The following is an 18,243-nucleotide window of genomic DNA, read 5'->3' on the forward strand; positions in this document are numbered from 1 at the left end:
CCTCGCGGTCCCCGAGCCCCGCCTCCACCGCGCTACGCCCGTCAGCCACTCGACCCGGCCGCCCACCACACCCCGGAGCCCGTACATGCACGACGACCGCAGCCTCATCGAGTCCCGCCTGGAACGCGTCCTCAACGAGCGCGTCCGCCCCGCGGTGTACGGGGAGCGGGTGCCGCTGACCGTCGGCATCTGGGACGCGCCCGACGAGCCGGTCCCGGTGGCCGAAGGCATCGCCGCGGCCCGCAGGCCGATCGCGCCCGGCGAGCCGTGGGGTCCGCCGTGGGGAACGAGCTGGCTCACCGTCAGCGGTACCGTGCCCGAGGAGTGGGCGGGCCGCACCGTCGAGGCGCTGCTGGACCTCGGCTTCGAGCGGGACACCCCCGGCTTCCAGTGCGAGGGCCTCGTCTACCGGCCGGACGGCACCCCGGTGAAGGGCCTCAACCCGCGCAATCAGTGGGTGCGCGTCGGCGACCCCGTCACCGGCGGCGAGCGGATCCTGCTGCACGTCGAGGCCGCCTCCAACCCGATCGTGCTGGACAACCCGCCCTTCCGCCCGACCGCCTTGGGCGACAAGGCGACGGCGGGCCGCGCGCCGCAGTACGTCCTGGGCCCGATGGACCTGGCCGTGCTGGACCGCACGGTCTGGGAGCTCGTGCAGGACCTCGAAGTGCTGGGCGAGCTGATGCCGGAGCTGCCCGCCGGCTCGGCCCGCCGCTGGGACATCCTGCGCGCGGTGGAACGGGCGCTCGACGCGATCGACCTCCAGGACGTCGGCGGCACCGCCGAGGCGGCCCGAGCCCTGCTGGCCGACGTGCTGGCCGCGCCCGCGCACGCGTCGGCCCACCGGATCAGCGCGGTGGGCCACGCGCACATCGACTCCGCGTGGCTGTGGCCGCTGCGCGAGACCGTCCGCAAGGTGGCCCGGACCACCGCGAACATGACGGCCCTGATCGAGGACGAGCCCGACTTCGTCTACACCATGTCCCAGGCGCAGCAGTACGCCTGGATCAAGGAGCACCGCCCCGAGGTCTACGCCCGGGTCCGACAGGCCGTCGCCGACGGGCGGTTCGTGCCCACCGGCGGAATGTGGGTCGAGTCGGACACGAACATGCCCGGCTCCGAGGCGATGGCCCGTCAGTTCGTGCACGGCAAGAGGTTCTTCCTGGACGAGTTCGGCATCGAGAGCGACGAGGTGTGGCTGCCGGACACCTTCGGCTTCGCGGCCGGGCTGCCGCAGATCATCCGGGCGTCCGGGTCGAGTTCGCTGCTGACCCAGAAGATCTCCTGGAGCCGCACCAACTCCTTCCCGCACCACACCTTCGCCTGGGAGGGCATCGACGGCAGCCGGGTCTTCACGCACTTCCCGCCGATGGACACCTACAACGCGGGCCTGGAAGGCCGCGAAGTCGCCCACGCCGCACGCAACTTCAGGGAGAAGGGCATGGCCGGGCGGTCGCTGGCGCCGACCGGGCTGGGCGACGGCGGCGGTGGCACGACCCGCGAGATGATCGCCAAGGCCGCCCGGCTGCGCGACCTGGAGGGTTCGGCCCGGGTGGAGTGGGAGTCCCCGGCGGAGTTCTTCGCCAAGGCCCGCGCCGAGTACCCCGAACCGCCCGTCTGGGTCGGGGAGTTGTACCTCGAACTGCACCGCGGCACGCTGACCAGCCAGGCGGGCACCAAGCAGGGCAACCGCCGCAGCGAGCACTTGCTGCGCGAGGCGGAGCTGTGGTCCGCGACCGCCGCCGTACGGGCCGGACTGCCCTACCCGTACGAGGAGTTGGACCGGATCTGGAAGACGGTGCTGCTGCACCAGTTCCACGACATCCTGCCCGGCTCGTCCATCGCGTGGGTGCACCGCGAGGCCGAGGCGACGTACGCCGCCCTCGCGGTGGAGCTGCGGTCGATCATCGACGCCGCCCAACTCGCCCTGGCCGGTGCGCCGTCGCGGGAGGGGGGCGAGGAGGGGGAGGGGGCCCTGGTCTTCAACGCGGCCCCGCACGCCCGCGGCGGTGTCCCGGCAGGGGGCGCCGCGCCCGTCGCCGACACCGGCGTCGACGGGACGGTCACTACTTCGGCCCGCCCCGGCGGCGGCCACGTACTGGACAACGGCCTGCTGCGGGTCGAGATCGACGACCGCGGCCTGGTGGTGTCGGTCCACGACCTCGCCGCGGACCGCGAGACCCTCGCCGAGGGACGCCCGGCCAACCTGCTCCAACTCCACCCCGACTTCCCCACCATGTGGGACGCCTGGGATGTGGACGCGTACTACCGCAACACCGTCACCGACCTGACCGCCGCCGACCGCGTCGAGGTGACCGCCGCGACGGCCCACGCCGTCACCGTCCGGGTCGAGCGCTCGTTCGGCCACTCGCGCTCCGTGCAGGACCTCACCCTGACCGCCGGGCACAAGCGCCTGGACGTCTCCACCGAGGTCGACTGGCGCGAGACGGAGAAGTTCCTGAAGGTGGCCTTCCCGCTGGACGTCCACGCCGACCGCTACGCGGCCGAGACCCAGTTCGGCCACGTCTACCGGCCCACCCACACCAACACCAGTTGGGACGCCGCCCGTTTCGAGGCGTGCAACCACCGATTCCTGCACCTCGCGGAGCCCGGCTGGGGCGTGGCCCTGGTCACCGACTCCACCTACGGCCACGACGTCACCCGCTCCACAAGCGGCAGCGCCCCCGGCGCCGCCGTCACCGTGCGCCTGTCCCTGCTGCGCGCGCCCCGCTTCCCCGACCCGCGGACGGACCAGGGCGTGCACCGCTTCCGCTACGCCCTGCTTCCCGGCGCGTCCATCGGCGACGCCGTCCGCGAGGGGTACGCCATCCACCTGCCCGAGCGCCGCGTGCCGGGCGTCGCCGCGGTCGAACCGCTGGCGACGGTCGGCCACGAGGGCGTCGTCGTCAGCGCTGTGAAGCTCGCCGACGACGCGAGCGGCGACATCGTCGTACGTCTCTACGAAGCCAACGGCGCCCGGACCCGCACCACCCTCACCCCCGGCTTCGCCCTCCACACCGCCACCCCCTGCGACCTGCTGGAACGCCCCCGGACCGACCAGCCGCCCGCCGAGATCCGCGACGGCGCCGTGGACCTGCGCCTGCGACCGTTCGAGATCGTCACGCTGCGCCTGACCCCCTCGACGGACACCGCGCCGCCCCTGGCCGAGCACTGAGCCCGGCGTCGGCACCGCCCGCTGTCGGCTTGCGCTTTACGCGGCGTCAACTTCTACGGTCGTCCATGTGGCCGGAACGACCGGCCGGCGAGGGGGGGCAGGGCGATGGCCTGGTCGATCGCGGACGTGGCCCGGCTGTCCGGAGTGACGTCCCGGACGCTGCGGTACTACGACGAGATCGGTCTGCTGCCCCCTGCGGGGACCGGCCGCAACGGGCACCGCTCCTACGAGCAGCGGGATCTGCTGCGGCTGCAACAGATCCTGCTGATGCGGGAGTTGGGCCTGGGCCTGCGGGACATCGCGGCGGTCCTCGACAGGCAGGCGGACCGGGTGGCCGTGCTCCGGGAGCACCACCGGCGTCTGCTGGCGGAGCGGAACCGGCTCGACACCCTGGTCCGCACGGTCGGCCGCACCATCGCGGAGTTGGAGGAAGGAAAGGACGGGGACGACATGGCGGAGATCAACAGGCCGGAGAATCTTTTCGAGGGCTTCGACGCCTCGCGCTACGAGGACGAGGCGCGCGAGCGGTGGCCGCGCGAGTACGAGCGGTCCCGGCGGATCGCCGGCCCGCTCACGGCCGAGGACCAGGAGCGGACGCAGCGCGAGATCACGGCGCGGATGGTCCGCATGGCCGATTTCATGGCGGCCGGCACGCCAGTGACCGACCCGGCGGTGCAGGCCGAGACGGATGCCCACTACCAATGGCTGTGCGGATTCTGGACCCCCAGCGCGACCGCGTACAAGGGACTGGGGCAGATGTTCACCGACGACCCGCGCTTCCGTTCGGCGTACGACAAGATCGCGGCCGGGCTGGCGGAGTACCAGCGCGACGCGATGGCGGTCTACGCCGACGCCCGGCTGAGCTGACCCACCGCTGACGCCCGTCGGGCACGCGGTCGTCGCCGCTGTCACCCGCTCAGCGCGCGCCGGGCTTCAGACGGCTCGCGCGGGACTCCAGAAAGCGGCGCTCGGTGAGGCTGGCCGTGCCGCGCGCGGCCAGAAGATAGTGCTCGCGGGCGGCCGGGAGGTCGCCGGAGCGCTCCAGGAGATGGGCGCGGACGACGTGGAGCCGGTGGTGGCCCTCGACGCGGGCGTCGTCGTCCAAGGTGGCCAGCAGGTCGAGCCCGGCCCGCGGCCCCTGGATCTCGGCGAGGGCGACGGCGCGGTTGAGGGTGACCATCGGGTTGGGCGCGATCCGCTCCAGGATCTTGTACAGGGTGTGCACCTGGTGCCAGTCGGTGTCCTCGGTGCGCTCCGCGGCGGCGTGCGTCGCGGCGATGGCGGCCTGGAGCTGATACGGCCCGAGCGCCGAGCGGGCCATGGCCGTACTGATCAAGGCGGTGCCCTCGGCGATCAGGTCGGCGTCCCAGAGCGTACGGTCCTGCTCGTCCAGCGGGATCAGGTCGCCGCCGGGCCCGGTCCTGGCGGCGCGGCGCGCGTCGGTGAGGAGCATGAGGGCGAGCAGGCCGGCGACCTCGCCGTCGTCGGGCAGCAGCCGACCGACCATACGGGTCAGCCGGATCGCCTCGCGGGCGAGGTCGGCGCGGTGCAGCGCGGCCCCGGAAGTCGCGGTGTAGCCCTCGTTGAAGATCAGGTACAGCACGTGCAGGACGACCCGCAGCCGTTCCACGCGCTCGCGTGCCTCGGGCAGGGTGAAGCGGCTGCCCGCCGCCTTGATCCGCTGCTTGGCCCGGCTGATCCGTACGGCCATGGTGGCCTCGGGCACCAGGAACGCGTGGGCGATCTCCGCCGTGGTCAGACCGCCGACCGCGCGCAGGGTCAGGGCGGTCTGCGAGCCGGGCGTCAGCGCCGGGTGGCAGCACAGGAACAGCAGTATCAGGGTGTCGTCACCCTCCGGCGCGCCGTCCTCGCCGGGACCCGGGCTGACGCCCGCCTCCCGCTCGGGGGACTGGGCCGCCGCGGCCGTCTCCCGCGCCTTGCGGGCGTGGTCGCTGCGGATCTGGTCGATCAGCCGACGGGAGGCAGCGGTGATCAGCCAGCCGCGCGGATGGTCCGGCACACCGTCGGCCGGCCACTTCACGGCCGCGGCGAGCACCGCCTCCTGCACGGCGTCCTCGCACTCCTCGAACTGGCCGTGCCTGCGGACCAGCACACCGAGGACCTGCGGCGTCAGCTCGCGCAGCAGGTCCTCGGTCACGGTGTCGGTGCTCACATCTCCAATTGTCCACCGGAGAACATCACCTGGCGCACCTCGATGCCCAGCCCCTCCACCTTCGCGTCGGGGATCATCGCGGCGAGCTCCAGAGCGCGCTCGCGGTTCTCGCAGTCGATCAGGTAGAAGCCGCCGAGGTACTCCTTGGTCTCCAGGTACGGCCCGTCGGTGACCACCCGCTGCCCGTCGCGGACCCGCACGACGGCGCTCTGCGAGATGTCGGCCAGGCCCTGGGTGAGGATCATCTCGCCCGACTCGGTGACCGTGTTGATGAAGGCGTCGTGGCCGCCCATGACCTCGTTGCGCTCCTCCTCGGTCAGCGCGTTCCACACCGCCGGGTTCATGTGCATGATCAGCAGAAACTTCATCGCTACTCCTCTGTCCCGCGTGGACGCCGTCCGCGGATGCCCTGCTCGGACGTCCCGCGCGTATGTCGTACGTGTGTGCCGTACGCCGAACCCCTTCCGGGTCCGTGCACCACAAAGTCGGAGCCGCGGACGGCTTCTTGACATCGGCGGCGCATCGAATTCCGGCCCGTTTCGATCCGTGCCGATCCGCTCCAATACGGCCCGCTCCGAAAAATTCTTCCAGCCGGACCTCAAGAAGCCTGTCGCCGCTCCGACCGGTGCGTGAAAGAGACCCGACACGGCGGAGGAGCGGACATGCCGGACAATGGGGATACGGTCGCGCCGGGCGGACCGGCGGGCGGCACGAGTGGCTGGGCCTGACCCTGCTCGCCCTGCCGACGCCGCTGGTGGCGATGGACATGACCTCGCTGTTCCTCGCGCTGCCCCGAGTGACCGCCGACCTCGGCGCGAGCGTCTTGCAGCACCGGATGTCGGGCGCGCCCGCCGCCGTCGGCCGTACGCTCGCCGGTGCCACCGCCGCCAGTGACCGGTTCCCGCCCGGTCCGGACGCCGAGCTGGTGCGCACGGCCAGGTCGGCCTTCACCGCCGGGGTGAACCTCACCGGAGTCAGCGCGACCGGGGTTGACGTACGGCGGGCGCGGTCATCTAAGCTCCATCGAGTTCACAAGGACACTCATCGTTCATGTCCTTGAATTCGCCGGTGAGTGGGTGTCCCGTACGCGCCACCCGCGCGTCACCCGCATCGAGAGCCGAGAGCCGAGCCGTACCGACGCCACCACCGGCCGTCCATGCCCGCAGCGCACCTAGCACGCACGGCACTTGGAGACTCCGATGGACCGACGCCACTTCCTGATCGGCGGTGCGGCACTCGCCGCGACCGCCACCGCGACCGCGATCCCCGCCACCGCGCACGCCACCGCCCGCGCCGCGGCCTCTGCCGCCGCCCCGCCCTCCCCGGTGCTGCCCTCCAGGGCGGCCGTCGTCACCGCACTGCGCCGCGTCGCCGACCACTGGATCGGCGCCCACGCCGACCCCGGCAACAACCAGTGGGCCAACGCCACTTTCTTCAGCGGCCTGACCGCCCTGTACCGGCTGACGTCCGACACCCGCTATCTGGCCTACGCGCGCTCCTGGGCCGAGCGGAACAACTACGGCCTCAACGGCGGCACGGCCACCCGCAACGCGGACAACCAGTGCGCGGGCCAGGTGTATCTGGACCTGTACGAGATCGAACCCGACCCGGCGAAGCTGACCGCGATCGAGACCTGCCTGCACCGCATGGTCTACACCGACCAGGTCGGCAAGGACGACGACTGGTGGTGGGACGACGCGCTGCACATGGCGATGTCGCCCTTCGCCCGCCTGGGCGTGCTGCACGGTGACGCGAACTACCACCGCAAGCTGCACGACCTGTATCGGCACACCAAGTCGGCCGAGGGCGGCCCCGGTCTCCACGACCCGGCCACCGGGCTGTGGTACCGCGACAAGAACTTCCTGCCCGGCGGCATCCTCTCGCCCTCGGGCAAGCCCGTGCTGTGGTCGCGCGGCAACGGCTGGGTCGCCGCCGCGCACACCAAGACCCTCAAGGCGCTGCCCGCCGATCAGGCCGACACCGCCGAATACCGCGCCACGCTCAAGGAGTTGGTACGGGCGGTCGCCGCGGTGCAGCGCACCGACGGCTTCTGGAACGTCAACCTCGCCGACCCCGCGCACTTCCCCGGCCCCGAAACGAGTGGAACCGTTTTCTTCGCCTACGGCACCGCGTACGCGGTACGCGCGGGACTCGTCGACCGGGCCACGTATCTACCGGTCGCCGCGCGCGCCTGGAACGGCCTGCTGGCCACGGCGGTTCACCCCGACGGCACCCTCGGCTACGTCCAGAAGGTCGGCGACCGGCCGGACTCCAGCCAGCCCGTGACGTACGACAGCACGGCCGACTTCGGCGTCGGCGGATTCCTGCTCGCCGGGACCGAACTCGCGGCGCTCGCCACCTGATCGCGAGCCGGGTTCGGCCAACTCCCGCACCGCGCAGGGGCTTGACGGGGGCATTAGTCCGTACCTATGGTCTGCGGTCAGTCAAGTGTTCAGAAATGCAAGCTCGGTTCACACTCAGGAACGCCGCGGTGCAGACCGGGGAACACGCGCTCACCAACGCGCTCACCCGGGAACGCGCCCGCTCACGAACAGCCCCCCACTCAAGATCGGATGGTCACCGCATGGCAGGCACCCCCACGCCCTCGCCCGCGCGCCACCGCCGCCGCGTACGGCGCCCCGTTCTGCTGGTCACCGCCGCCTGTGCGGCCGCGGCCCTTGTAACCGGTTTCTCCGCCTGGCCCGGAGGCGCCCAGCGCGCCAGCGCGGCACCGGCCGCCTTCGTCCACCCCGGAGTGACCGTCTCCGCCGCCCAACTCGACTTCGCCCGCGCCAAGGTGCAGGCCAACGCCGAGCCGTGGAAGAGCGCGTACAACCAGATGATGGCCAGCTCGTACGCCTCGCTGACCCGTACGCCCAAGCCGCGCGCGAACGTCGAGTGCGGCTCCTACTCCAACCCCAACAACGGCTGCACGGACGAGCGCGAGGACGCGATCGCGGCCTACACCGACGCCCTGGCCTGGTACTTCACCCGTGACGCGCGCTACGCGCAGGAGTCCATCAAGCTGATGGACGCGTGGTCGGCGACGATCACCCAGCACACCAACAGCAACGCCCCGTTGCAGACCGGCTGGGCGGGCTCGTCGTGGCCCAAGGCCGCCGACATCATCAAGTCGACCTACACCGGCGGCTGGCCGAACGCCGGGCGCTTCGGCACCATGCTCCGCAACGTCTACCTGCCCGAGATCATCAACGGCTCGAACAGCAACGGCAACTGGGAGCTGTCGATGATGGAGGCCGCCGTCGGCATCTCCGTCTTCCTCGACGACAAGACCGACTACGACAAGGCGATGGCCAAGTTCCGCACCCGCGCCGCGGCCTATGTCTACATCGCCGCGGACGGGGCGCTCCCCAAGACGGTGCCGAGCCAGAACCTCGACACCAAGGCCAAGATCGTCAGCTACTGGCAGGGGCAGTCCACCTTCGTCGACGGGCTGACCCAGGAGACCTGCCGCGACTTCACGCACACCGGATACGGCATCTCCGCGATCTCGCACATCGCCGAGACCAGCCGCATCCAGGGCGACGACCTGTACGGCACGGACATCGGCGAGCGGCTGCGGCAGGCGCTCGGCTTCCAGTCCAAGTACGAACTTGGCACGGCGCCGCCGAGCTGGCTGTGCAACGGCAGTGTCAACCGCGGCCTCGGCCCGATCACCGAGACCGGCTACAACGCGCTGCACACCCGGCGCGGGGTCGCGATGACCAACACGCAGACCCTCACGCAGAACAACCGGCCCGCCGGTTCCAACAACCTCTTCGTGGCCTGGGAGACCCTCACGAACGCCGAGAACCCCAACTGACCCACGCGGACGGCGAATCATCCGAGGGCCGCGCACCCCACCGGGCTGCGCGGCCCTCGTCGCGCGCTCTGCGCGGAGCCCCGCGGCCACGGCGTCCGGCAAGCGCCTGACGGACACCGGATGTTCGGCCCCGGCAGCGGCGGCCTACAGTGTCGCCGAGAGCGAAAACCGGAGGGAATCACGCGGCGCGGTGCGTACCGTCTGCCGGATGACTCTCTCTTACGACACGGCGGGCGCCGGCCCCGCACTGGTATTCCTGCACGCCGGGGTCTGCGACCGGCGGATGTGGGACCCGCAATGGCAGCCGCTGGCCGACGCCGGTTACCGCGTGGTCCGCTGCGACCTGCGCGGCTTCGGCCGGACCCCGGCGCCGGACGCGCCGTACAACAACGCCGACGACGTGATCGGACTCCTCGACACGCTCGGCATCGGTCAGGCGGCGCTCGTCGGCGCCTCCTACGGCGGCAAGACCTCGCTGGAGATCGCCGCGCGCCACCCCGAGCGGGTCGGCGCGATGGTGCTGCTGTGCCCGGGAATGGCCGGGCACGAAGCCTCCGCCGAACTCGACGCGCTGGACGAACGCGAGGAGGCGCTGCTGGAGGCGGGCGACCTCGCGGGCGCCGTCGAGCTGATGGTCGAGACCTGGATCGGCCCCGAGGGCGACGAGGCCGCCCGGCGGGCCGTACGCGTCCAGCAGCGGAACGCCTACGAAGTACAGCTCGCCGCCGAGGAGTTCGACCAGCTCCGCCCGCCGTACGACCTCGCGGCGGTACGGGCGCCGTCCCTCGTCGTCTCCGGCGCCCACGACCTGGCGGACTTCCGGCAGATCGCCGCCCGGCTGCCCGGACTGCTCGCCGACGCCGACCACCTCGAACTGCCCTGGGCCGGACACCTGCCCAGCATGGAACGGCCCGCCGCCGTCACCCACCTGCTGAAGGACTTCCTGGGGGAGCGGTGGAGCGAGACCCCGCGCACGCCTCAGGTGACGCCGAAGGTCACCCGGTAGTCGCACCGCCCCTTGCACGACATCGTCGCCGCGTCGTCGAAGGCGTACGAATAGGCGTACGGCGCGGCCTTCTTGAAGACCTGCGTGTAGTCCACCGGCCACTTCGACGGCACGCAGTTCTCCCGCCCGGCCCAGGCGCCTTGGCAGCAGTAGGTGTCCCCGCCGAAGGCCGCGCACGGCGGCTTGCAGCCGACGACCCGGCCGCCGGACATGGCCCGCATGGCGCTGGGGCAGTCCACCGGCTTGGTGCACGCGCCCTTGTAGCAGCCCGTCGCACTCACCGGATCGGCGGTCACGGTGTGCGAGATGTTGATGTACATCGGCAGATTCGCGCCGTCGACCATGCTCACGTCGTAGAAGTCGAGCCCGGCGTACGCGTCGAAGGTGAACTCACCCAGCGTGGTGGGCGGGTTGGCGCCCGAGCACTGCGACGTGCAGTCCCCGGTCAGGCACGCGCCCTGGCCGCCGGACGTGCAGCCGGTACGGCCCCAGATCCGGCCGCCCCATTTGTTGCCCACGGTGAGGGACGTGCTCTGCCCCGGCCGCAGCTCCCGGCCGTTCGGATACGCGGCGGTGCCGGTGACGATCGCCCACACCGTCTCCTGCGTGCGGTTGACGAGGGTGATCGTCCGCCCGCCGCCCGAACCGGCCCCGGCCGCCGCTGACTTCGGCGCGGACGGCTTCGGCGACGACGGCTTGGGACTCGGCCGCTGCGACGGGCGCGCGGTCGCCGACGGTGAGGCGGACGCGCGGGTCGCGGTCGCGGACGCCGTCGGCGACCCGGACACGGTCGGGGTCGCCGGAGCCGGAGCCGCGGCCTGGCGGGTCACCGCCTCCGTACTCGCGGACCCGTCACCGCCCGGCGAGGACGGCCAGTAGTAGACCACCCCGCTCGCGACCACGGCGGCCACGACCAGCCCCCACCAGCCCCGTACGGATCTCGTCCGCCGCCTGCGTCCCATCGTGCCGCCTCCAGCCGTGCCACGTGCATCGGTACACGTCGGAGACCCCGTGGGACGCGGCCGGATAACACAAACCGTCCGGCGACGGCATGGCGAAGGGCGGGAACACCCCCGTGGCTCCCGCCCCTGTCATTCGGACCGCAACCGCCGTCGCGCCCCGGCCGTCCGGCCGAGGCGCGGAGGAAGGACCGGCGCCTGCCGTCCGGGATTCCGCTAGGTCTCGTCGTCGTGGAACGGGAGCCAGTTGGCGCGGCGGCGGGCCGCCTTCGGCGTGTCGATCTGCATGATCGGTTCCTGTCTGTCGGCGAACCGTCCGTGGACCGCCCTCATGGGCGACGGACGGGCCGCCCCGTGGCCGGGGTCCGCGGGTGGCGGGTCCGACCTGGGGCATGCACGGGCAAGCCTGCCGGTCACGGCACCTGCCTGTCGTTAGCAGCCGGTCGCCTGACGACTTGGCAATGCGTCCACAACGGCCGGAGCCACCCTAGGAACCCGCACCCGGACGTACGGACCGCTGGCGGTGGTCGGTGGGCGCCGCCCCGTGGACGGCGCGGTAGGCGCGGCTGAAGTCCGCCGCCCGCGGAAAGCCCCAGCGGGCCGCGATGAGATGGATCGGCGTCTCCAGCAGCGCCGGATCGGCCAGGTCGCGGCGTGCGCCCTCCAGCCGCAGGCGGCGTATGTACGAGGCGACCGTCTCGTCCTCCGCCTGGAAGAGCCGGTGCAGGTAACTGCGCGAAATGTGGTGCACCGCGGCGATATGACGGGGCGTCAGCTCCGAGTCGTGGAGATTCTGCCGGATGAAGGACTTCACCCGCAAGGTGAGCGCCCGGGTCCGCGTCTCCGGTGTCAGCGCCGCCTCGGCGTCCAGGGCGTTCGCGAGGAGCGCCGCCACCAGGTCGACCAGCACGGCGCCCAGCCGAGGACCGTCGGAGGGCGCGTACGGCACGGTGTCCGCGGCGAGCTGGGTGAGGAACTGCGCGAGCAGCGCGCCCACGCCCTCGCGTCCGGTGATGTGCCGCCCGATCACCTTGTCCAGCCGGTGCTGCGGAAGCGGCAGCAGCACCTTGGGGATCTCGACGCCCACCGAGGAGATCGACCCGTGCCCGGTCCAGATCTCGTACGGCCGCGAGGAGTCGTTGGTGTGGATGTCGAACGCGCCGTAGGAGTTCTCCTCCCGGCCCCACGACACCCCGGCCTCACCGCTCAGCAGGAGCGAGAGGTGGTAGACCTCCGGGTCCGACTGCCGGATCAGCTTCGGCGTGCGCAGGAAGACCAGCTGCTCGAAGGTCGCGGGCCAGATCGACACCGCGCCCAGCCCGATCAGCCGCTGATGCGCCTTGAAGTCGGCCGCGCACTCGCTCTCCAGCCGCATCGGGGCGTGCGTACGGTTCATGCACTCGCGCCAGGCGTCGAATCGGTCCTCGACCGCCAGGTCCTCGCTGCGGAAGACCGTCTCCGCCAGCATCGCCACACCCACTTCCGCACCGCGACATCGCGCCGCCGACGTCGTGCCCGCCCCGGCCGTCCCGGAAAGCGGAACGTACGGCGCCGCGTCGGCGACCCCGGTGAGTTTGCCATGCGCCCCGGCGAGCCCCGTACGGCACCCGGCCGGGCCGCCGCCCCGGCACACCCTCCGGTCAGGTCCTTCGCGCGTCACCGCGCAGGACGCGGTGCCCGTACTCGGCGATCAGCGGGTCGAGGTCCGGCTCACCGAATTCGGCGATCAGCGCGCGGAACGCGACCACCTTGTCCGGGCCGAACCGCGCCACCTTCCCGGCGTACGCGGCGGCGTCCAGGAACTTCGGCGGGCTCGACTTCGAATGGAACTTGTCCGCGTACATCACCAGCCGCTCCTCGACGGACTCGGCGACATACTCACCGGGCGGGATGGGCAGCCGCTGTCGCTCGATGTCGGCGCGCGTCAGCCCGACGCCGGTGTGGTGGGAGGCGAAACGGCACAGCTCCTCCGGCAGGCCCTCCGCGCGCAGCAGCTCGTGGCCGAGCACACCGTGCCGGACGTACGCGTCGTCGCCCAGCCGGTAGACACCGATGTCGTGCAGGAGCGCACCGGTCTCGACGAGCCCGGTGTTGACCGGCTCGGGCGAACGCGCGGCCAGGTCGAGGGCGATCCGCGCCACGATCTCGCAGTGGGTGCGGACGAGGGACAGGGACTCACGGGTCGGAGCGTACTTCTCGTGCAGCGCGCGCACGCTCTCGGCGGTGGGAAGAATCACTTCCGCAGCGTATGACCCGACACCCCGCGCCGGGGGCCCGCGGGCGGCCGTACGGAGTGCGATGCTCTGCTGATGACCACAGAACCGGACGCGGCGCGGCGGGCACGACGACACGGGGCACCGCCGTGCTGAACGTCCTGAACTGGCTCCGCACCCGCGACGCGGACCTGTCCGCGCTGCGCCGCGCCGGACGCGCCGCGATCGTCATGCCCGCCCTGTTCGCCCTGTGCGACAAGGTCGTCGGCAACCCGGCCATGGCCACCTTCGCTTCGTTCGGCGCGCTGTCCGGGCTGCTCTTCGTCGACTTCAGCGGCGCGATGGGCCAACGGCTCGCCGTGCAGACCGGTCTGGTGGCGGCGGGCGCGGTCCTGGTCACCGTCGGGACGCTCGCCTCGCGGACGGCGTGGCTGGCCGTCCTGGTCACCCTCGTCGTCGGCTTCCTCGTGCTGTTCGCCGGGGTCGTCAGCTCGGTGCTGGCCAGCGCCTCGACCGCGCTGCTGGTCGCCTTCGTGCTGCCGGTGACGCTGCCCGCCCCGGTGAGCGCGCTGCCCGACCGGCTCGCGGGCTGGCTGCTGGCCGGCGCGGCGTCGGTGATCGCCGTCGGCTTGCTGTGGCCCGCGCCCCGGCGCGAACCGCTGCGGCTGGCCACCGCCACGGCGTGCGCGCTGCTGGCCCGGCGGCTGCGCTCCGAGGTCGACTGCGTCCGCGGCGGCTTCGGACCGGTCGGCGCGGCCGAGTACCGGGCGCTGTCCGACGAGGCGGGCGCCGCCGTCGCCGCGCTGCGCACCTCGTTCTTCGGGACGCCGTACCGCCCCACGGGGCTGTCCACGTCGGCGCGCACGCTGGTCCGGCTGGTCGACCAGGTGGTGTGGCTCGACGCGATCCTGGAGCGCATGCCACTCGACGAGGAGCCCGGGCCGACGGACGCGGTCGTCTGCGACGTGAAGGTGGCCGCCGCGACCCTGCTCGAACACGGCGCGGCCAGCCTGGAGTCGGTCGCCGACAGCTCCGCGGAGCTGGAGCGCGACCTGCGGCGGCTGGAGGCCGCCCGCGAGGCGATGGAGACGGCCGTCACCGGCGATCTGCCGCTGCACCGGCCCCGGACGGCGAAGTCAGGCTCCGCCGACGCGCCGGGCCCGTCCGGCGCGCCCGACACCCCTGCCGCCGACGACGCCGTGGCCGGAATCCTCGGCGCCCTCGAACCGAGCTTCCGCGCCCAGGAGATGAGCTTCGCGATCTCCGCCATGGCCACCAACATCGGCCTCACCGTCGCCGCCCTGCGCCGCGGTTGGTGGGACCACGTCCTGGGCCGCGGGCCCTCGGGCGTGCCGTCCTTCCTGTCGTCCGCGCAGGAACGCGCCGGGGCCCACGTCGAGCGCCACTCCGTCTGGCTGCACAACAGCGTCCGCGGCGCCATCGCGCTCGCCCTGGCCGTCCTGCTCGCCGAGTCGACCGGAGTCCAGCACTCGTTCTGGGTCGTCCTCGGCACCCTCGCGGTGCTGCGCTCCAACGCCCTGAGCACCGGCCAGAACGCGCTGCGCGGCCTGCTCGGCACGGGCGTCGGCTTCGTCATCGGCGGCGGCATCGTCTACGGCGTCGGCACCCACACCACCGCCCTGTGGCTGCTGCTGCCCTTCGCCGTGGCCTTCGCGGGACTCGCGCCCGCCGCCATCTCCTTCGCCGCCGGACAGGCCGGATTCACCACCGTCCTGCTCATCCTCTACAACATCATCGAGCCCGCGGGCTGGCAGATCGGGCTCGTCCGCGTCGAGGACGTCGCCCTCGGCTGCGGGGTCTCCCTGGTGGCCGGGGCGCTGTTCTGGCCACGCGGGGCAGGACGCGCCCTCGGCCAGGCACTGGCCGACGCCTACGAGGAAGGCGCCCACTATCTGCGCGGCGCCATCCAGTACGGCGTCGCCCGCTGCGACGCCGCCGCCCCCGCGCCCGCCACCCCGCAGGACGAGCGGCGCCGGGCCGCCGCCGCCTCGCGCCGCCTCGACGACGCCTTCCGCGGCTTCCTCGCCGAGCGCGGCACCAAGCACATCCCGCTGGCCGACGTGACGACCCTCATCACCGGCGTCGCCGCGCTGCGGCTCACCTCCGACGCGATCCTCGACCTGTGGGAGCGCGAGACCGTCACCTCGCAGGAGGACAGGACGGCGGCCCGCGGCGAGATCCTCTACGCGGGCACCTTGCTGGTCGGCTGGTACGAGGCCGCCGCGCGGGCCCTCGCGGGCTCCGGCGCCGTCCCCGACCGTGCCGCCCGCGACGAGGCCGCGGACGGGCGGCTGCTCGACGCCGTACGCCGCGACCTCACCGCCGACGACGGGCGCGGCACCTCCACCGCCGTCAAGATGATCTGGACCTTCGACCACATCGACGCGGCCCGCCGCCTCCAGGCGGGCATCCTGCGCCCGGCGCGGGCAGCCGCGACCCTGCGACAGGGCCGCGGCCCGTTCGGCCCGCGTCCGGCGCTGCGGGTCAGGTCGTCGCGGGCGTGAGGCTCAGGTCGAGGCGCTGCGGACCGCGGACGAACACCCCGCTGTCCGGGGCCGGCGTCCCGTCGGCGAAGCCCATCTCGGCGAAGGCGTCCAGGAGTTGGTTGGCGCCGACCTCCACCTCGGCCTTCGCCAGCAGCGCGCCCACGCAGAAGTGCCGCCCGAGCGCGAACGCCAGGTGGTCGGCGGCGGCGCTGAAGGCGTTCGCGGTGGTCAGGTCCGTGCGGTGGATGTCGAAGGTGTCGGGCCTGTCGTAATGCCGCTCGTCACGGTTGGCCGCGCCGATCAGACAGGTGACCGTCGCGCCCGCCGGGATGGTGACGCCGTGGAGCGTGACGTCCTGGGCCGGCTGCCGCATGATCATCTGGAGCGGGGGAGTGAACCGCAGGGACTCCGCGAAGGCCGCCGCCACCAAGTCGCGGTCGGCCCGCACGGCCTCCAACTGCTCGGGGTTGGCCAGCAGATTGCGGAACATCCCGGAGATCGCCTTGTCGGTGGTCTCGCCGCCCGCGGACAGCAGCAGGCTCACGAACGAGGTGATGTCCTGGTCGGTCATCACCGTGCCGTCGATCTCCGCCGTGCACAGCGACGACAGCAGGTCCTCGCCCGGCTCGGCCCGCCGCCGGTGGACGATCGGCACCAGATACGCGGCCAGCTCCCGGCTCGCGCGCATCCCGGCCTCGGCTACCTCGGGGTCCTGCGCGAGATTGGCGAAGAAGCCGACCACGGCGGCGTACCACGCGTGGAAGCGGTCGTGGTCGTCGCGGTCGAGCCCGAGCATGTCGACGATCACATTGACCGGGAAGCGGGTCGCGAACTGATCGACCAGGTCCGCCTGTTCGGCGTCACGGAAGGCGTCGATCAGATCGCGCGCGTTGCGCTCGATCACCGGCAGGAACCGCTCCCGTAACTCCCGGCCGCGGAAGGCCGGTGCCACCAGCGCCCGGTGGACGGAGTGCTCCCGCCCGCTCATCTGCACGATGGTCCGCCCGCCGTGCACCGGTTCGAGCTGCCAGGCGTAGTTGTCGGTGGTGAACACCGGGTCGCGAAAGGCCCGTTCGACGTCCTCGTACCGCGACAGCAGCCAACTGCCGGTGCCCTCGTGGAAGACGACGGGGTAGTGCTCCCGCAGGACGCGGTAGGCCGGATACGGGTCGGCGGCGAACTGCGGCGAGAGGATGTCGGGCGGTTGCGGTATGACGGTCACGATACGTCCTCTGCTTCCCTGCTCACGGGCGCGTACGGCATGCGGGCGGTCACGACGCTAGGGCACGGCGGGCAGCCGCACCTAGGCGCTTTCGCGCCCTGTGCGGACCCCTACACTCCTGGCCATGCTGCCTCTGGACGACCCCCGCTGGACCACGCTCGACCACCGCGACCGGTCGAACGGCAAGAGCGGTTCCGACGCCCCCTGCGTGCCCGACGAACTGCGCCACCTGCTCGACCACCCCGCCGACCGCGAACGCTTCGACGACCTGTGGCCGTACCTCTGCTCCGAGGGCACCGCCTGGCCCGCCGCGTACGCCGCCGTGCCGCACATCGTCGCCATCGCGCGCGGCCTTCCGGCGGCCGAGAGGGACGACTACCTGTACGTGATCGGGCTCGTCGCCATGTGCTCGGGCGAGTACGGACAGGTCTGGGACGGCCTGCCCGACGACCTCGCGCAGGCGTACCGGCAGGCGCTCCCCGAGGCACTGGCCCTGCTCGGGGAGACGCTGGTGGCGGGCGAGCACGACCAGGTCACCACGGGTTATCTGCTCGCGGCCACGGCCGCGCTCAAGGGACACGGCGAATACGCCGAAATCCTCAACGACCTCGATGTGTACGCCGAATGCCAGTCCTGCGGCGAGCCGATGCTCGAACTGCCCTGATCCGCGCCGACCGTATACGGCGCCGAACCGGTCAGACCGATTCGCCGAAGCCGGGAAGAATGGCGAGGCGCCGTACGGTCGCCTTCTTGGCGATCTCGATGCCGGGCGCGTAGGTGTCCGAGTCGTACCAGGCCCGCGCCTGCTCCACACTGCTGAACGACAGCAGCGTCAGGCCCTTGGTGCCGTCCCACGTGCCCTCGACCGCCTCGGGCCTGGCGTTGATCATCAGGTACTCGCCGCCGAATTCGGACACCGCCTTCTGGGCGATCTCCCGGTAGTCCGCCATGGCGGCCATGTCGGTCACTTGGATTTCCAGCAGGACGTACGCGGTCATCTGCGGTCTCCCCGAATTCGGCTGCGAAATACGTCACAGGACGTGGAACGCTGTGGATCACATGTGATCCGGCGCTCAGCATGCCGAATTCGGGACGGCCGCGCAATGGTCCCAAAGTCCCCGTGCCGTGCGGGAATTGGCGTGACTGTCACGCTCCGGTCCGCGAT

16 protein-coding genes are annotated in these 18,243 nt (G+C 72.1%); 9 read left to right on the forward strand and 7 right to left on the reverse strand.

Features of this window, described 5'->3' with window-relative positions; translation table 11 throughout:
- Positions 1-85: 85 nt before the first annotated feature.
- Positions 86-3,175 (forward strand): alpha-mannosidase, encoded by a 3,090-nt coding sequence (locus ACIQCJ_RS26205; protein ID WP_402712688.1) that lies wholly within the window; start codon positions 86-88, stop codon positions 3,173-3,175.
- A gap of 105 nt (positions 3,176-3,280) precedes the next feature.
- On the forward strand, positions 3,281-4,042 hold the full coding sequence (locus ACIQCJ_RS26210) for a MerR family transcriptional regulator (RefSeq protein ID WP_402712689.1): 762 nt from the start codon (positions 3,281-3,283) through the stop codon (positions 4,040-4,042).
- Between the two features lie 49 nt (positions 4,043-4,091).
- Here the strand turns inward: ACIQCJ_RS26210 and ACIQCJ_RS26215 are convergent, their stop codons facing one another.
- Both ACIQCJ_RS26215 and ACIQCJ_RS26220 read right to left on the reverse strand, forming a co-directional pair.
- Positions 4,092-5,348 (reverse strand): RNA polymerase sigma factor, encoded by a 1,257-nt coding sequence (locus ACIQCJ_RS26215; RefSeq protein ID WP_402712690.1) that lies wholly within the window; start codon positions 5,346-5,348, stop codon positions 4,092-4,094.
- A complete protein-coding gene (locus ACIQCJ_RS26220; RefSeq protein ID WP_391051873.1) occupies positions 5,345-5,716 on the reverse strand; it encodes a YciI family protein in 372 nt (123 codons plus the stop codon). The genes ACIQCJ_RS26215 and ACIQCJ_RS26220 overlap by 4 nt, the downstream gene beginning before the upstream one ends.
- Before the next feature lie 392 nt (positions 5,717-6,108).
- Here ACIQCJ_RS26220 and ACIQCJ_RS26225 point away from each other — a divergent pair, with 392 nt between their 5' ends.
- The 4 genes from ACIQCJ_RS26225 to ACIQCJ_RS26240 all read left to right on the forward strand — a co-directional run bounded on the left by ACIQCJ_RS26225 (position 6,109) and on the right by ACIQCJ_RS26240 (position 10,177).
- On the forward strand, positions 6,109-6,408 hold the full coding sequence (locus ACIQCJ_RS26225; protein WP_402712691.1) for a hypothetical protein: 300 nt from the start codon (positions 6,109-6,111) through the stop codon (positions 6,406-6,408).
- A 139-nt stretch (positions 6,409-6,547) separates the two neighbouring features.
- The gene (locus ACIQCJ_RS26230) at positions 6,548-7,711 is read left to right on the forward strand and encodes a glycoside hydrolase family 88 protein (protein WP_402712692.1); all 1,164 of its coding nucleotides are present in this window, start codon (positions 6,548-6,550) and stop codon (positions 7,709-7,711) included.
- A gap of 221 nt (positions 7,712-7,932) precedes the next feature.
- The gene (locus ACIQCJ_RS26235) at positions 7,933-9,171 is read left to right on the forward strand and encodes an alginate lyase family protein (protein WP_391051866.1); all 1,239 of its coding nucleotides are present in this window, start codon (positions 7,933-7,935) and stop codon (positions 9,169-9,171) included.
- 208 nt (positions 9,172-9,379) lie between these two features.
- Positions 9,380-10,177, forward strand: coding sequence for an alpha/beta fold hydrolase (locus ACIQCJ_RS26240; RefSeq protein ID WP_402712693.1), 798 nt, complete (start codon positions 9,380-9,382; stop codon positions 10,175-10,177).
- Here ACIQCJ_RS26240 and ACIQCJ_RS26245 read toward each other — a convergent pair.
- Positions 10,150-10,773 (reverse strand): thaumatin family protein, encoded by a 624-nt coding sequence (locus ACIQCJ_RS26245; RefSeq protein ID WP_355343620.1) that lies wholly within the window; start codon positions 10,771-10,773, stop codon positions 10,150-10,152. The two genes, ACIQCJ_RS26240 and ACIQCJ_RS26245, sit on opposite strands and share 28 nt — an antisense overlap.
- Positions 10,774-10,783: 10 nt before the next feature.
- Here ACIQCJ_RS26245 and ACIQCJ_RS26250 point away from each other — a divergent pair, with 10 nt between their 5' ends.
- A complete protein-coding gene (locus tag ACIQCJ_RS26250; protein WP_402712694.1) occupies positions 10,784-11,056 on the forward strand; it encodes a hypothetical protein in 273 nt (90 codons plus the stop codon).
- Between the two features lie 567 nt (positions 11,057-11,623).
- Here ACIQCJ_RS26250 and ACIQCJ_RS26255 read toward each other — a convergent pair.
- Together ACIQCJ_RS26255 and ACIQCJ_RS26260 are read right to left on the reverse strand one after the other, a co-directional pair.
- On the reverse strand, positions 11,624-12,604 hold the full coding sequence (locus ACIQCJ_RS26255) for a helix-turn-helix domain-containing protein (protein WP_355343684.1): 981 nt from the start codon (positions 12,602-12,604) through the stop codon (positions 11,624-11,626).
- 172 nt (positions 12,605-12,776) lie between these two features.
- On the reverse strand, positions 12,777-13,373 hold the full coding sequence (locus ACIQCJ_RS26260) for an HD domain-containing protein (RefSeq protein WP_402712695.1): 597 nt from the start codon (positions 13,371-13,373) through the stop codon (positions 12,777-12,779).
- Positions 13,374-13,498: 125 nt separating this feature from the next.
- Here ACIQCJ_RS26260 and ACIQCJ_RS26265 point away from each other — a divergent pair, with 125 nt between their 5' ends.
- On the forward strand, positions 13,499-15,874 hold the full coding sequence (locus tag ACIQCJ_RS26265) for an FUSC family protein (protein ID WP_402712696.1): 2,376 nt from the start codon (positions 13,499-13,501) through the stop codon (positions 15,872-15,874).
- Here ACIQCJ_RS26265 and ACIQCJ_RS26270 read toward each other — a convergent pair.
- A complete protein-coding gene (locus tag ACIQCJ_RS26270) occupies positions 15,855-17,078 on the reverse strand; it encodes a cytochrome P450 (RefSeq protein ID WP_355343608.1) in 1,224 nt (407 codons plus the stop codon). The two genes, ACIQCJ_RS26265 and ACIQCJ_RS26270, sit on opposite strands and share 20 nt — an antisense overlap.
- A 124-nt stretch (positions 17,079-17,202) precedes the next feature.
- Between ACIQCJ_RS26270 and ACIQCJ_RS26275 the strand changes: the two genes are divergently transcribed.
- Positions 17,203-17,742: a hypothetical protein gene (locus tag ACIQCJ_RS26275; RefSeq protein ID WP_401720791.1), complete on the forward strand. Its 540-nt coding sequence runs from the start codon at positions 17,203-17,205 to the stop codon at positions 17,740-17,742.
- Positions 17,743-17,773: 31 nt separating this feature from the next.
- Here the strand turns inward: ACIQCJ_RS26275 and ACIQCJ_RS26280 are convergent, their stop codons facing one another.
- Positions 17,774-18,076 (reverse strand): DUF1330 domain-containing protein, encoded by a 303-nt coding sequence (locus ACIQCJ_RS26280; protein ID WP_402712697.1) that lies wholly within the window; start codon positions 18,074-18,076, stop codon positions 17,774-17,776.
- Positions 18,077-18,243 lie beyond the last annotated feature (167 nt).

The organism is Streptomyces sp. NPDC093221, assembly GCF_044753885.1.
In the GTDB taxonomy this organism is placed as follows: Bacteria; Actinomycetota; Actinomycetes; order Streptomycetales; family Streptomycetaceae; genus Actinacidiphila.

Bases quoted from the DNA above. Each gene is read 5' to 3' on its own strand.
- ACIQCJ_RS26280 (WP_402712697.1), bottom strand. From the start codon at position 18,076: ATGACCGCGTACGTCCTGCTGGAAATCCAAGTGACCGACATGGCCGCC.
- ACIQCJ_RS26210 (WP_402712689.1), top strand. From the start codon at position 3,281: ATGGCCTGGTCGATCGCGGACGTGGCCCGGCTGTCCGGAGTGACGTCC.
- ACIQCJ_RS26225 (WP_402712691.1), top strand. From the start codon at position 6,109: ATGGACATGACCTCGCTGTTCCTCGCGCTGCCCCGAGTGACCGCCGAC.
- ACIQCJ_RS26240 (WP_402712693.1), top strand. From the start codon at position 9,380: ATGACTCTCTCTTACGACACGGCGGGCGCCGGCCCCGCACTGGTATTC.
- ACIQCJ_RS26220 (WP_391051873.1), bottom strand. From the start codon at position 5,716: ATGAAGTTTCTGCTGATCATGCACATGAACCCGGCGGTGTGGAACGCG.
- ACIQCJ_RS26255 (WP_355343684.1), bottom strand. From the start codon at position 12,604: ATGCTGGCGGAGACGGTCTTCCGCAGCGAGGACCTGGCGGTCGAGGAC.
- ACIQCJ_RS26205 (WP_402712688.1), top strand. From the start codon at position 86: ATGCACGACGACCGCAGCCTCATCGAGTCCCGCCTGGAACGCGTCCTC.
- ACIQCJ_RS26230 (WP_402712692.1), top strand. From the start codon at position 6,548: ATGGACCGACGCCACTTCCTGATCGGCGGTGCGGCACTCGCCGCGACC.
- ACIQCJ_RS26235 (WP_391051866.1), top strand. From the start codon at position 7,933: ATGGCAGGCACCCCCACGCCCTCGCCCGCGCGCCACCGCCGCCGCGTA.
- ACIQCJ_RS26275 (WP_401720791.1), top strand. From the start codon at position 17,203: ATGCTGCCTCTGGACGACCCCCGCTGGACCACGCTCGACCACCGCGAC.